Source organism: Vibrio sp. V33_P6A3T137 (assembly GCF_009904835.1).
GTDB lineage: Bacteria > Pseudomonadota > Gammaproteobacteria > Enterobacterales > Vibrionaceae > Vibrio > Vibrio metschnikovii.
In genome coordinates, this window is sequence record NZ_WXWK01000150.1 from 1 (window position 1) to 14,825 (window position 14,825).

The following is a 14,825-nucleotide window of genomic DNA, read 5'->3' on the forward strand; positions in this document are numbered from 1 at the left end:
GTTTAATCATTTTTATTGAAATTTACTTACAAATAGACAAAAACCTATTGAACATGCAAATGATAACGATTAGCATTACTTTATATTTAATTGATAACATGGCGAAAAACGGAATGTATCGCAACAAAGTCCAGGTTAATCTCGATAAATCATACGATTGGCTACACTCGAATGAACCTTCTATCGCTTGTTTCCTTAATTCATTAGCACGAGAAAGTCGAACAGTACAGCTACTGTCTTGTGAGGGGGACAAACCGGTTTATCGGCTCCCTCTTGCAAACTCAAACGCTATTACTATTCCTCTTAGCTATTGTTCTTCCCTAGGAAGCCATGAGTATTGCTTTCCTGCCCTTTTGCATACACAAGGCAGCATTAAGGCACTGAGTATTGAACAGTTAATTGAATACATAGTTAACGAGCCAGCGCTGGTTGGCAGCATCAGTGAAACGCAAAAGACAATCTTCATCAAACGAGTTCTAGAAAGCCATCACAACACTCTGCAGGCTGTCGAGAGCTCCCCTTATCAACAACAACTATTTACCGGAAAACTGAATTTTAAAACCGCAGAACAAGGGTTATTGATCGGCCACTCTTTCCATCCAGCCCCAAAAAGCCGTGAACAATTTAGCCTGAATGATGCCAAGCTCTACTCACCTGAATTCGGTGGCCAATTCAAACTCTTCTGGCTGAGCGTTGAGCAATCTCTGCTCACTCACGGCAGCTCTGCTGACGTTGATTTCAACCAACGATTTGCAGCACTCATCGCGCATGAGCCTAGACTAGTTGAAGCTTTGCAGAGTGCTCAGAAACAAGGTCATGGGCTGCTTCCTGTTCATCCGTGGCAATGGCATGTCATGGCGGAGAACCCATCAATTAAAGGTTACATTGCTACCAAGCAAATTCAGAATCTAGGCCAACTCGGTGCAACTTGGTATCCAACCTCGTCCACGCGCTCACTTTACGCGCCGGGCTTGCCTTACATGCTCAAGTTCTCACTCAGTGTCAAACTCACCAATTCTATCCGTAACTTGTCACTGAAAGAAGTGATTCGCGGAACACGACTCAATGATCTGTTCCAGCAACCACAACTGTCGAAGCAGCTCGGTAATGGACGAGGTTTCCAATTGATGCAAGAACCGGCCTATATAGGTCTAAAAGATCTGAATGACAAAATCATTGACGAGAGCCTTGTGGCATTTAGAGATAATCCATTGATGGATAATTCGGCAGAAGAAGCCGTGGTATTGGCAACGCTCACCCAACAAAATCCGTACGGTGGTAGTAGCCTTGTCGCGGCACGCATTCAGCATTACGCCACACAACAAAACCTTTCTGTACATCAAGCGGCTAGCCTGTGGTTTGATGCTTATTGCCACCATGCGGTTGTGCCTCTGTTCCATATTCAGGCCAATTTTGGGGTTGTATTTTTAGCCCATCAACAAAATATCGTTATGCAATTAGAGCAAGGCTTGCCTGTAGGTATGTACTATCGTGACTGTCAAGGCACTGGCTATACCGATTTAGCGTTTAAGCTATTTGGTGAACAACTTGGTACTCAAAAAGAAGCGCTCGAGAACTACTGGAACCAAGACAAAGTACGCCGCTACTTCGCTTACTACCTGATTATCAACTCCACCTTCAATCTGATTTCCGCGATCTGTGCTAACGTCGATATAGAAGAGAGTGAGCTCATCGAAATTTTGTATCACAACCTCAACGCTCTGCTGCAAAGCGGAGTAAAAGATGATCTTTGCTTGTGCTATGTACTCTCTAGTGACGCACTGTGCTGCAAAGGTAACTTTTTCTGTTATCTACAAAACGTTAATGAAAACTCTATCCCCGATCCGGCAGTGATCTATTTCGATTTACCTAACCCTCTCGCTCGTATTGAGGAAATTGCTCATGTCTAAGTTCAATACCTTTATTTTTAGCACTGAACCACAGCCGGTTATTGAGTTAACCCTACAGGCTAGCGATCTAATATGCTCTGACATTGCTCCGCAATTAATACGCGAGATGGATCAACTATTTAGCCAAGAGAAACAGATTGAAACGCTGAAAGTGGCGGCTCGTGACCCTGAAATTCAAACCTGGATTGAGCAACTCTTACCGCTAATTGACCAAAAGGTATCTCGCTGCGTTTTTTACCAATTGCCATTTTCTTGGCACCAACACAAACCATCAAGCCGTTTTCCACTGCAGCTTATTCAATCCAACAACCAATACCGCCCTCACCCTTTACGTCCGCCTATGCCACAAGGCCAGGTCTACCAACGGTATGATTTTGATGTCGAATTAAGCATTAGCTTCCGAGTGATTGAGCTAGATAAAGATCTACAACGCTTTACGCGCTGGATGAACACCCCTCGCGTGGCGCACTTTTGGGAACAAGCATGGAGTGAAGAAAAGCTCGCTGAATTTATTGAGCAGCGCCTTGCCCAACCACATATCATTCCGCTGATTGGTGAATTTAATGGTGAACCATTTGGTTATATAGAAGCCTATTGGGTTGCCGAGGATCGACTCAGCCCGTATTACGCCGTAGAGAGTTATGATCGCGGTATCCATTTGCTGGTTGGCGAACAAGCCTTCCGCGGACCTAAATATTTCGACGCTTGGATGCGCGCCATCAGCCACTATTTGTTTATTGATGATGTACGCACCAATCGCATTGTGCTGGAGCCGCGAGCAGATAACGAGCGCTTATTTGATCGTATTTTGCCGCTTGGTTATCAAAAATGTTTTGAATTCAACTTCCCTCATAAACGCTCAGCACTCTTGATGCTGACACGTGAGCAATTTTTTGCGGAGCGATGGTAATGGATCAGTTAGCGCTACATCGGTATTGGACAGCGGCTAATCAGAAGATGGTAAGCAAAATCCTCAGTGAATTCGCCTATGAACAAGCGTTTCACTTTACGTCAACGGCGCAGGGTTATCAGCTCAACTTAGACAATGGTATTTGTTATTACTTTACTGGCGAAGAGAATATTTGGGGACAAGTCATTATTGACCCCTATTCAATTTCTCGCCATGCCGAGATAGAGGCAGAGCAGCCAATTTCGGCGGCACTGTTGATGCGAGATCTGCAACCTATGCTCAAGATGCCGGATGACGCCTTCGCCGAACATCTCGAAGATCTCAATGCCACCTTATTAGGTGATTGCAAACTCATGCAACGCAAGCAAGCAATGACCGCACGAGATCTTGCCATGCTGCCGTGCGAACAACAACAAACCTATTTTGATGGGCATCCAAAATTTGTGTTTAACAAAGGCCGCCGTGGTTGGAGCAGTGATGATTTAAAGCAGTATGCACCGGAAGCGGAACGCGCCTTCCAATTGGGTTGGGTTGCCGTTCACCACTCTATTTTACAGCTCGCTACTAACGATAAAGTCACATGGCAAGCCTTGTTGCACAGCGCCATCCACCGCGAAGAAATCAAACAGATGGATAGTCTGTTAGCTTCTTATCAGCTTGATCTCCACGATTATCGTTATGTTCCGGTTCATCCTTGGCAATGGAGCAATAAGCTTGCTCTACTGTTTGTACGTGAAATCTCGACTAAACAGTTGGTGTATTTAGGCGAGTTTGGTGATCAATTCTTACCTCAACTGTCGTTGCGCACATTAAGCAATATCACTCGTCCTTTGAGTTACGACATTAAATTACCACTCACAATAATGAATACCTCCTGCTACCGTGGAATTCCGGGGCGCTACATTCTTGCTGGCCCTACGGCTTCAGATTGGATCGATCAGATCTTTAAGTCAGATCCCCTACTTATCGCTAAGCAGGCTGAAGTATTGCAAGAGCCCGCCGCTGCTTTTGCAGCTCAAGCGGACTACTCTCTGCTTCCTAATGCCCCATATCGCTACCACGAACTACTCGGAGTGATTTGGCGTGAATCGGCTACCTCCAAATTAAAAGCCGGTGAACGAGCGATCTTAATGGCGGCACTGATGGAAAGTGACAATCAAGGTCAGCCACTGATCGCCGAATACGTTCAAGCCTCTGGGTTAACGGTCGAAGATTGGCTCAGCAAACTGTTTGATGCGGTCGTGATCCCCTATTACCACCTACTGTGTAAATATGGAGTCTCGCTGATTGCGCATGGGCAAAACGTTACTCTAGTACTAGAAAGCCACATCCCGAAACGCATTCTTCTCAAGGATTTTCAAGGCGATATGCGATTCGTTGATAGTGAGTATCCAGAACAAACATCATTGGATGAAAGGGTCAAAAACGTTACTGTTCGCCTACCTGCACATTTGATTATTCATGACTTACAAACTGGCCATTTTGTTACCACCTTACGCTTTATTTCTCCCTTGGTTGCCAAATTAGGCTTCTCCGAGCTGCAGTTTTACCGCCTACTTGGTGACCGACTGAAAACTTACCTGTCCGCCAATAGTGAGTACCAACCAAGGTTTGAACAATTCGACCTGTTTAAGCCGAAAATTTTACGGATTGGACTCAACTTAGCCAAATTTCGCCATAGCTCAGATGCTAGCGCATCAAGGATGCTGCCTGACATGGATGACACGCTCGACAACCCATTAATCAAAGCACTGGAACACCGAGGCTAACTAACCGTATGACCCTAATTTTGGTGTTAACGAAGCCGAGATTACTCAAAAAAGGATTGCACTTATGGAATACACTAACAACACCAAACTGGATTTCGCCGGCATCGGCGTCGGGCCTTTTAATCTTAGTATTGCGGCCCTACTAACCGATAAGCCACAAATTTCCGCACGTTTTTTTGAAAGTCGTGACCACTTTTCTTGGCACCCAGGACTACTTCTCGATAACACCCACATGCAAACTATGTTTTTGAAGGACTTGGTGAGCGCAGTGCATCCAGAAAGCCGTTACTCCTTCATCTCTTATCTAGTAAAGAACAAAAAGTTTTATCGCTTTCTGTCTGCTGAGCTTCAATGCATTAGCCGTCACGAGTTTTCTGACTATCTCGCTTGGGTTGCCCATCAGTTGGATAACGTTCAACTTTCTACTCGTGTTGAGCGGGTGGAGTACACTGGTGATGCTTTTACGCTCTACACTAATCAAGGTTCTTATCAAGCAGAAAATCTCTGTATTGGTACAGGTAAAGTCCCTTCAGTACCCGAATGCGCCAAAGCTCACCTCGGTGATCGCGTGTTCCATGCCGCGGATATGGGTTTGAAAGAGCGTAACCTTACTGGCAAACGAGTACTGATCATCGGTGGTGGACAAAGCGGTGCAGATATTTTCATCAATGCGTTACAACATAAGTGGGGCAAACCTAAGTCACTTGACTGGTTATCTCGCCGAGCGAATTATCAACCTCTCGATGAGGCCCCATTTACCAATGAATTTTTCGCACCGGATTACGTTGATGCCTTCCTTAATTTGTCACCTAACATCAAACGTCAAGAGGTAGCAAACCAGAAACTCACCTCAGATGGGGTGACACAAAAAGCTTTATTAACCATCTACCAAGAGCTCTACCACCGATTTGACGTACTTAAAGAGGAGAAATGGGTCAGACTGCTACCCCATCGCACCTTAACTCAAATGAGTGTGCAAAATCGAGCCTTCAAACTGATCGCCAGCAATGCGCTTGGCCCATGTTTAGAAACTTATGACGCCGATATTGTCATTCTTGCCACGGGCTTTGAAGCACCGTATCCCGCTTGTTTGAACACCATTCTCCCCCTACTCGATCTGGATGAGGATAATCGCTACCAAATGACACCTGATTTTGAGCTGAAGTGGGAAGGGCAACAACGTAACAAGATCTTCGCCGTCAATGCTGGGATGCATAGCCATGGGATTGCCGAACCACAACTGAGCCTAATGGCCTGGCGCAGTGCACGCATCATCAATTGCCTTGCGGGACAACCCCTTTTCGATATCGATGCCGGCAAAGGAATGATTGATTGGTTATCACCAAGCGCCATCGCCAAGCAACTGGTCGCCTAAATTCATTTTTGTCAGTTGCTCCAAAGCAAGTGACGTTTCAATCTGCCCAACGAACCACCATCACAAACGGCGGGCTTATTTTTACACACCTATAGAGAAGAAAATGAAAGCTAAAAAAGGAAATTTACTCAAGCCTACCCCTATGTCACTCTCAGCGGCAGCGATTGTCGTAACCACAGCGCTCTTTACCACTCCGGTCATAGCAGAAGAACGGACACTGTTTGACGAAATGGTGGTGGTTTCAAGCCGCACCCCGAAAGCGATCAGTGATATTCCGGGAACGGTGTGGTTCATCGACTCAGAGCAGATCGAACAGGAGTATCGAGGTGGTAAAACCTTAGGCGAGATCCTCGCCTCCGCCATTCCATCCCTTGATGTTAGTTCTGGCGCACGGACCAACAGCGGCCAAAATCTACGTGGGCGCAGAATGCTGGTAATGATCGATGGTGTATCCCTCGAGTCTTCGCGTCAAATCAGTCGCCATATGGACTCCATCGATCCGTTTAACATTGAACGTATCGAAGTACTTTCTGGTGCAACCTCTATCTACGGTGCTGGCGCATCTGGTGGTGTTATCAATATCATCACCAAGAAAGCGACAAGTCAAGAACTTGAGTTTGAGTCTTATGTCGGCGCAACGTCTGGCTTCAATTCAAGTGAGGATCTTGACTACAAAATCGGCCAATCTATCTCTGGGGGTAATGACAAAATTCAAGCTCGCGCATCTGTGGTTTACACAGAAACCCAAGGCTTTTTTGATGCTCATGGCACCATCGTCACACCAGACATTTCACAAGGCTCTCTGCAATTCAACCAAACGGTTGATGTGATGACCACAATGGGGGTGAACCTATCTGAAACTCAAAAGCTCAACCTGTTGGCGCAATATTATGATAGCCAGCAAAACTCGCCTTACGGCCTGTATATCGTCAATAATACGTTTGTGGACGTGAGAAGCGGCTTTAACTCAGACCGTGAACACGGCACGCAGCGTATAATGCTGAGTGCTTCTTACGTCAACGATCAATTCTTAAATCATCAATTAATTGCGGAAGCCTCCTATCGTAAAGAAGATCAAACCTATACTCCTTACTATCAAACATCTGGCCAGCAAATCACCGATGTCATCTCTCTCAAAGCCGCTCTGGCGAAGAACTTTGATAGGCTGAATCTGGTGTATGGTATTGACGCTTACCAAGATCAATTTGAGAGTAACCAAGCCCTGTACGACAAAACCATTGCCAATAACTCAGGAAACCTCATCAACCGTACTTACGCACAAGTTGGCCGTTATCCAGGAATCAAAGTTGGTTCTGTCGCCGGTTTTGTTCAAGCAGATTACGGCATCACAGACGATTGGTCTATTGAAGGAGGGTTTCGCTACCAACATATGGTCAATAAGATCGATGATTTTGTAGGCTATCAGCAGCAGAAAAAGATTGCTGAAGGTCAAGGAACTTCTGCCGATCTTGTGCCAGGAGGAAAAACCGACTACAGCGTGGGGCTTTTTAACTTAGGCACGCTCTATCATCTTAATAACAACTCTCAGATCTGGGCTAACTTCTCACAAGGTTTCGATCTGGCTGATCCTGCGAAATACTATGGTCAAGGTAACTACAGCCTGGTCGGCAGTCACTGGACGTTACAAGACAGCATCAATGTTGACAGCTCTAAGATGTCGGGGATAAAAACCAACAGCTTTGAGCTGGGCTACCGTTTAGAAAAAGATAGCCTCAACCTACAAACCGCAGCGTACTATTCTACTTCCGATAAATCGGTTTCTTACAATAAAACAACCTTATTGATTGAAGAAGTCGAAGATAAAAAACGAGTTTATGGTCTTGAAGCCATGGCCTCTTACTGGGTACATGCCAATGTACAATTAGGGGCATCAGGCCACTACGTGGTTTCGGAAGTCAAAAACGATAAGGGCTGGGAAAAAATGACCGCTACAGAAGCCAGCACATCCAAACTCAGCGCTTGGGCGGGTTGGTATGCTGAGGATCTAGCGGTTAAGTTACAAAGCCAAACCATGTTTGACTACAAAGATTATGCGGAAAATAAACTGGATGGTTATACCCTCTTTGACCTAGTCGGAAGCTACAAACTGCCAATGGGTAGTATTGGTTTTGGCGTGCGCAACCTGCTTGATCACGACTACACCACTATTTGGGGGCAGCGCGCTCAGCTATGGTATTCATCACACTACGATGCTGCAGCATACGATTACAAAGGCCGAGGCCGTACTTATACCTTGAACTACCAGTTAAAATTCTAACGTGTCTAGCAGCCACTTGATGAGAAAGTGGCTAGCACCAACGATACCAAGATACCTTAAGATGTAATGCCTTTCACTGAAGTGTGAGCGGCATTTTTATTCTCAAATTAAAAAATGAAAACGAAGAAATGAAAAGGACACATACTTAATCAAGATTAAAGATAGGCTTCTCGATGATACTTTTGATGATATTGACGGGTTTGTTTTCAGTAATTGGTTACGGAATTTAATGACTTCACGCAAGTGTTAATCCATTGATCGCCACATATCTCGAGTTTAACGTAGTTAATCGGCAATCTTGTTTATGGGTTCAGTATCGAGAGGTCAAGCATTTAGCTGACCAAAAAGAGTAGCCCAGCTCCAATTCCTATAGTAATTTTAGCAAAGCTTGGGGTAGATAAATCCCATCAAAGTCAAGGCATTGCAGAAAGCATCTTAAATATTTGATTTTAATCGATTATGATAAAAAAGACGCCCTAGGACGTCTTTTTTAGAATATGGCGGTGAGTGAGAGATTCGAACTCTCGGTACGTTGCCGTACACACACTTTCCAGGCGTGCTCCTTCAGCCACTCGGACAACTCACCGTAATGGGCTAGCATCTTGTGCTAACGAGGCGCTAATTTAATGATATTCATTAATAGGGTCAAGCAGAAATCTTAAAAAAACTCACATCTTGGCTTGTTTGGCTAATTATTACCTCATTTGTTCAAAAACCCTTCATCAGTTCCCTGGATGCTCGCATTGATCGTACGTTTAGAGTTAAGATAACTTCACTTTTTGCTGTTGACTATGAGGCTTTACTTTGACCTTAAACGATATTCTAAGCGCTGCAGATTTAGAAGATAAACTTCTTAATGAAGCGAAAACCCAGGGCTTTATTACTGCCATGGCCCTCGCGCCGAATGTTCTTCCTCCTTCAGAATGGTTGCCATTTTTGTGGGGTGGTGATGATACGGCTCCCTTTAGTGATGCAAAGCAGATGGAAAGCTATTTTGGGTTGATTATCCGTTTATGGAATGAATATCGCCCTGCTCTTTTAGACGGCAGTTGGTCTTGGCCTAAAGGATGTGAACTGGATGAAGAAGATATCGTCACACAGAATACTCGTGATTTCTGTGAAGGGGTTTTACAGGGCTGGCAATTAACGCGTGATGATTGGGAAGTGCTGATGCCAGAAAATAGTCAAGAGAATGCCCTGATGGGGGGTGTGTTGTTATCGTTGAGCATGTTGTACGATCCAGAAACGTCTTTGGCCACCTTAGCTGAACAAGGCATGAACGATTTAGATCAGTTTACTGAAATCTATAACGCGATTCCTGTGATGCTATGTGGTTTAACTCAGCGTGCCGCCGATTTAGCGGAGTCTGACTCTTAATAACCACGCCAGCGATCACAACCATCTAAAGCATCAACTCAAAAAAACCGTCAGTCGCAACTGACGGTTTTTTTCATTAAGCGTTCCCTTGTACTTGGAGATTGAGCTGCTCAGCAAAATCCAACATGCGATTTAAAGGCACCAAGGATTTCACTCGTGTCGCTTCATCAACAAACACCTCATGCTCTTCACCGCCATCGCGTAGTGCTTGTTCTATGGCTTTCAATCCATTCATTGCCATCCACGGACAATGAGCACAGCTGCGGCAGGTGGCTCCTGCACCAGCCGTGGGCGCTTCAATTAATTGTTTCTCTGGCACCATTTGCTGCATTTTAAAGAAAATGCCTTTGTCCGTTGCCACAATCATGGTTGATTGAGGGAGTGTTTTTGCTGCCTTGATTAATTGACTGGTCGAGCCAACCGCATCAGCCAGTTCAACGACGCTGGCCGGAGATTCAGGGTGAACGAGAATCGCAGCATCTGGATACAACCCTTTCATTTTGCGTAAGGCATCGGCAGAAAACTCATCATGTACTACGCACTCGCCTTGCCACAAGAGCATTTCTGCTCCGGTCTTTTTAGCAATATAAGCGCCAAGGTGACGATCTGGTCCCCAGATAATCTTTTTATCTTGTGAATCAAGATGCTCAACAATATCTAAGGCAATGCTTGAGGTAACTACCCAATCTGCGCGCGCTTTAACTGCGGCTGAAGTATTGGCATAAACAACAACGGTGTGATCGGGATGGGCATCACAAAATTCGGTGAACTTATCAGCAGGACAACCTAAATCAAGCGAACACTCGGCTTTTAAGGTTGGCATCAGAATCCGCTTTTCTGGAGTCAGTATTTTCGCTGATTCCCCCATAAAACGTACACCAGCAATAATTAGTGTGGTTGCAGAATGACGATTACCAAATTTAGCCATTTCTAGTGAATCGCCGACAAAGCCGCCCGTCTCTTCAGCTAAGGCTTGAATTTCTGGGTCAGTATAGTAGTGGGCGATCAGTACAGCATCTTTCTCTTTTAGTAACCGCTTAATGCTTGCTAAATAGGTGGTTTTCTCCATCTCACTAAGAGGAATAGGCTTAGCTGGGAAAGGGTAAACGGTGTCTATTTTATCCAGTATGTGACTCATTGCTCTGCTCTATGGATCATTATAATAATTCGCATATTGTACACTGTATCGGTCATCGTACACAAAAAAACCAGACTGAAATCAACATACCCTCCCCATTTGAAGCTGCCGCGGTGTTGGCTACATTCCACCCTAATCGCATAGTTTGTCTATGTTAATGGGAATTCTCTCACTTGCCGCCTACTTGCAACTCAATGTAGTTGAGGTATAGAACACTTAATAAAAAAGCCACTCATAAGAGTGGCTCAGCATTATCCATTTATATCAATTCGTTACTTTAATTTATCCTGAGCGGCTTTCGCCGAAGCACTATTCGGATATTCATTAATTACTTGCTGATAATATTTCTTTGCTTGCGCCGCATTATTATTACGCGCAGCGATATCACCGAGCTTGACTAAAGCATCAGCGCGTTTATTCGAATCGGAATAACTTAATACCGCCGCAAAACTTTTCGCTGACTGCTGATCTTGTCGCTTAGCGAAATGTAACTGACCAAGCCAGTAGTGGGCATTTGCCGCAAAACTAGAATCCGGATAATCAGCTTGGAATTTTTCAAATGCTGCTATCGCACCAGCGTAATCACGCTTTTTTAAAATTAAATCCACGGCATTCTGATAAGCCGCTTGCTCGTTTACATCGCTACTAAAAGTACCGAGTGGTAACTCATCACTTTGATTGGCAGCGATGGCACCTGCAGATGGCGATTGTTTAGCCGCACTACGTAGATTATCGAGTTCAACAAACAGTTCACGCTGGCGCTGCAACATTTGCTGCATATCGTAGGTATTTCTTTCTAGTTGGCCACGGAGCTCATTAATTTCTAGTGCCATTTCGTCGAGTTGCTGCTGCATTTGCAACTGCATACGGTTGCGATTTTCAAGCAATCGTTCTAAACGGGCAACATCACCTTCATTTGACACGGCGCGGTTAGCCGACGTTGAGACTGAACGCTGACTAAGATCGGATACTGGAGCTGGTGCAGCGAGCGTAATGCTCGCTGCACTTGCCAGTAACGTAAGCGTAAAAACTTGCTTTAAGTTACTGAACATGAGGGATACCTCAATTAGTAAACAAGAACAGCTCGGCGGTTCTTCGCGTAAGCTTCTTCAGTTTGACCTAGAACCAGTGGTTTTTCTTCACCATAGCTCACGATCGAAATTTGATTGGCTTGTACGCCCAGAGCCTCTAAATATTTGGCTACAGCGTTAGCACGACGCTCACCAAGCGCAATGTTGTACTCTGGCGTACCGCGCTCATCAGCGTGGCCTTCTACTGTCACTTTTAGACTCGGGTTTTTGCTTAGGTAAGCAGCATGGGCAGCAAGCATTTCTTCGTAACTACGTGCGATAGTGGCATTGTCAAATGCAAAGTAAATGGTTTGCGTTTCACGAAGTGCTTGCTCTTTAAGCTCTTGCTCTGACAACTGACCATATTCACCGATTGGAGAAACAACGGTAGTATCAACACCACCCGCGCTACCAGACGTAGTTTGGTTAGTCTGTGAACCTGACGCTGATGCGGCGTCATCACTTGAGCTACATGCAGTAATAGCTAAAACAGGTAGCGCAATTAGGAGTCCCTTGAGAACTTTATTAAGTTGCATCTTATTTTCCTTACTATGAAATAGTTAGTTGCTAAATTATATGTTGGCTATAAAAACGGAGACCACGCTGGCGATCTAACTCGTCCATTGGTTGCCGGTAACCTTGCTTTAAATCGCCCATCAATAGAAACCATCGATAAGACGTTGGCCTGATTATACATCGAACTATAAATAACCATGCCACCATTTGGAGCAATACTTGGAGACTCATCTAACAAAGTTTGTGTTAATACTTGTAATGCACCAGTCTCAAGATCTTGTTTGGCGATATGAAAGCCTGAATTACTTCGATTCACCATGATCATGAATCGGCCATCCGGGGTAATCTGCCCACCGAGATTCTGTCGTCCTTGCCATGTCAATCGGTCCACCGCCTGATTTGCCAAATTTACTCGATAAATCTGCGGGTTACCACCCCTATCTGAGGTAAATATGAGCGACTTACCATCAGGATGCCAAAATGGTTCGGTATTATTTGAACGGCCATGGGTGATTTGTGTGAGTTTACGAGAAGCTAAATCAAGCGTATAGACTTGCAGCGTCCCAGTTTTCGACAGAACTAATGCCAGTGTTTTACCATCTGGAGAAAACCTCGGTGCACCATTATGTCTTGGGTATGAGGTTAATTTTTCACGTTCCCCAGTGTAGATATCCATAATAAATATCTCAGCTTGGCCATTTTGAAAACTGACATAAGCCAACTGACGACCGTCTGGTGACCACGCTGGAGACATCAATGGCTGTTTAGAACGCAGCACCAAACGCTCATTATAACCATCGTAGTCAGCAACACGTAATTGATAAGGGAAAGCGTCTTTATCATTAACGACAACATAAGCGATACGCGTTAGAAAAGCGCCTTTTTCACCTGTTAGTTCTTCATAAACCAGATCAGAGATACGATGCGCATATTCACGCATTCGTGGCGCAGGTACCGTAGCGACTTTGTTAAATAACACATGATCTTTAGACAGCACAAGCTGCCCATCAGCACTTAACGCTCGGCTTTGCCCTTGGGTCAACTGACCACGAACCACGTCAACCAACTGATAATTAATAACATAATTGCCTTGTTGATTGAGAGTAATTGAACCGGTCAGTAATGCATCAACGCCAATTCGAGTCCATGCATCAAACGTAACCTCAGTTTCACTGTAAGGCGTTTGTGGCATTCTATCGGTGGCAATGGGACTAAACTTGCCACTGCGTTGTAAATCGGAAGCAATCACCGCCGAAATATCTTCCGGTAGTGGTGTTTTTCCTTCCCATTTAAAAGGAACAATGGCAATTGGACGAGCAGAATTAATACCGTCGGTAATCACCAACTCTAGTGCCCCATAGGCAAGTTGCATACTACTGGTGAAAACCAGTAACCATCCTATTATTAATCGCTTTAACACAAACGGTTCCTTTTACTCAGGTGCTACAGTTAAATTAATGTTTTTCAGCCTTTCAATAAGATCCTTTTCATCGGCGGTAGGAAGAGGGAAACTACCAACTTTTGCTACCGCTCTCTTAGTCGCTGCGCATAGCCGATTATCGCCATTGAGCACTTGAACGTCACCTACTATAGCATCGGCGCCAGTAGGGATGAGACGTAAATTAACTCGACACTGTCGTCCTCGAAAACTATCCTCAAGCAGCAAGTTTTGTTGGATCATTTGGGTATAGATAGCTCCCCAACGCTGCGCTTCATTGGCAAGATGCTGTGATCGCGCTGCGGAAATGCTTTGCGCTTCACTTTCCAGACCAGAAAAAATGCTGTTCATCGCCGCTTCTTGCTCTTTGCGTTCACGCTCTAGTCGAGCCAAACGTTGCTGCTCTTGTCGAGCTTTTTCTGCCGCCTCTTTAGCGGCTTTTTCTTTCGCAATTCGTTCTTGTTCAGCACGCTTTGCTGCTTCTTGTTCTTGACGCGCCTTTTCTTGCGCGGCCTGAGCTGCTTTCTCACGAGCAATACGCTCTTGTTCTGCTTTCGCTGCCGCGGCTTCTCTTGCTACTCGCTCCGCTTCGGCTTTTTTGGCTGCTTGCTCTTGACGCGCTTTTTCTTCAGCCACTTGACGCTGTTGTTCTTGCTGTTGACGAACCCGCTCAGCTTCTCGAGCCGCTTGTGCCTCTCGCGCTTGCTGCTCTTTCAGTTGACGAATGCGCTCTTCTTCGGCTTTTCGGTTACGTTCCAGCTGTTCGGTTTCACGACGCAGCTTATCTAATCGCTCTTGCTCTTGTTTTGCCGCAGCCTCGCGCTGGTTACGTATCTGCTGTGCTTGTTGTTGAATCAAGCTAGGATCAATCACGACCGCTTGCATCATCGCTCCAGCAGAAGGCGTTTCTGGTTTTGACTGTGTAAAATCCGCCCCCCAAAAAAGCACCACAACTAAAAGAACATGAAGGGCAACCGAAATCAACCATGGTTTGTTATCGGCACGTTGCAATGTTTTTTTTGCTTTCATTAGCAATGGCAAACC

At 45.1% G+C, this 14,825-nt stretch carries 11 protein-coding genes and 1 tRNA gene; 6 read left to right on the plus strand and 6 right to left on the minus strand.

Going from position 1 to position 14,825, the window contains the following annotated elements; genetic code table 11:
• Positions 1-113 precede the first annotated feature (113 nt).
• From CAG60_RS14365 to CAG60_RS14385, 5 genes are all read left to right on the plus strand, one after another.
• Entirely contained in the window at positions 114-1,910 is a 1,797-nt protein-coding gene (locus CAG60_RS14365; protein WP_161439239.1) for an IucA/IucC family protein, read from the plus strand.
• Positions 1,903-2,820, plus strand: coding sequence for a GNAT family N-acetyltransferase (locus CAG60_RS14370; RefSeq protein WP_161426328.1), 918 nt, complete (start codon positions 1,903-1,905; stop codon positions 2,818-2,820). The genes CAG60_RS14365 and CAG60_RS14370 overlap by 8 nt, the downstream gene beginning before the upstream one ends.
• Positions 2,820-4,589 (plus strand): IucA/IucC family protein, encoded by a 1,770-nt coding sequence (locus tag CAG60_RS14375; RefSeq protein ID WP_161426329.1) that lies wholly within the window; start codon positions 2,820-2,822, stop codon positions 4,587-4,589. The genes CAG60_RS14370 and CAG60_RS14375 overlap by 1 nt, the downstream gene beginning before the upstream one ends.
• Positions 4,590-4,653: 64 nt before the next feature.
• Entirely contained in the window at positions 4,654-5,964 is a 1,311-nt protein-coding gene (locus CAG60_RS14380) for a lysine N(6)-hydroxylase/L-ornithine N(5)-oxygenase family protein (RefSeq protein ID WP_161426330.1), read from the plus strand.
• Positions 5,965-6,067: 103 nt separating this feature from the next.
• Complete coding sequence (locus tag CAG60_RS14385; RefSeq protein ID WP_161439231.1) at positions 6,068-8,242, plus strand: TonB-dependent receptor; 2,175 nt, start codon at positions 6,068-6,070, stop codon at positions 8,240-8,242.
• Between the two features lie 498 nt (positions 8,243-8,740).
• Here CAG60_RS14385 and CAG60_RS14390 read toward each other — a convergent pair.
• Positions 8,741-8,828: transfer RNA gene (locus CAG60_RS14390), tRNA-Ser, on the minus strand.
• Between the two features lie 218 nt (positions 8,829-9,046).
• Here CAG60_RS14390 and CAG60_RS14395 point away from each other — a divergent pair.
• Positions 9,047-9,619 (plus strand): UPF0149 family protein, encoded by a 573-nt coding sequence (locus tag CAG60_RS14395; protein WP_161426516.1) that lies wholly within the window; start codon positions 9,047-9,049, stop codon positions 9,617-9,619.
• Between the two features lie 76 nt (positions 9,620-9,695).
• On the opposite strand, the gene nadA is transcribed toward CAG60_RS14395, so the two are convergent.
• The 5 genes from nadA to tolA all read right to left on the minus strand — a co-directional run bounded on the left by nadA (position 9,696) and on the right by tolA (position 14,810).
• Positions 9,696-10,757, minus strand: coding sequence for a quinolinate synthase NadA (gene nadA / locus CAG60_RS14400; RefSeq protein WP_158143733.1), 1,062 nt, complete (start codon positions 10,755-10,757; stop codon positions 9,696-9,698).
• Between the two features lie 272 nt (positions 10,758-11,029).
• Positions 11,030-11,809: a tol-pal system protein YbgF gene (gene ybgF, locus CAG60_RS14405; protein WP_161426514.1), complete on the minus strand. Its 780-nt coding sequence runs from the start codon at positions 11,807-11,809 to the stop codon at positions 11,030-11,032.
• 14 nt (positions 11,810-11,823) lie between these two features.
• Entirely contained in the window at positions 11,824-12,363 is a 540-nt protein-coding gene (pal, locus tag CAG60_RS14410; protein ID WP_004394967.1) for a peptidoglycan-associated lipoprotein Pal, read from the minus strand.
• A 47-nt stretch (positions 12,364-12,410) separates the two neighbouring features.
• Positions 12,411-13,715, minus strand: coding sequence for a Tol-Pal system beta propeller repeat protein TolB (tolB, locus tag CAG60_RS14415; RefSeq protein ID WP_202598351.1), 1,305 nt, complete (start codon positions 13,713-13,715; stop codon positions 12,411-12,413).
• Positions 13,716-13,775: 60 nt separating this feature from the next.
• Positions 13,776-14,810 (minus strand): cell envelope integrity protein TolA, encoded by a 1,035-nt coding sequence (tolA, locus tag CAG60_RS14420; protein WP_161439232.1) that lies wholly within the window; start codon positions 14,808-14,810, stop codon positions 13,776-13,778.
• Between the last annotated feature and the right edge of the window lie 15 nt (positions 14,811-14,825).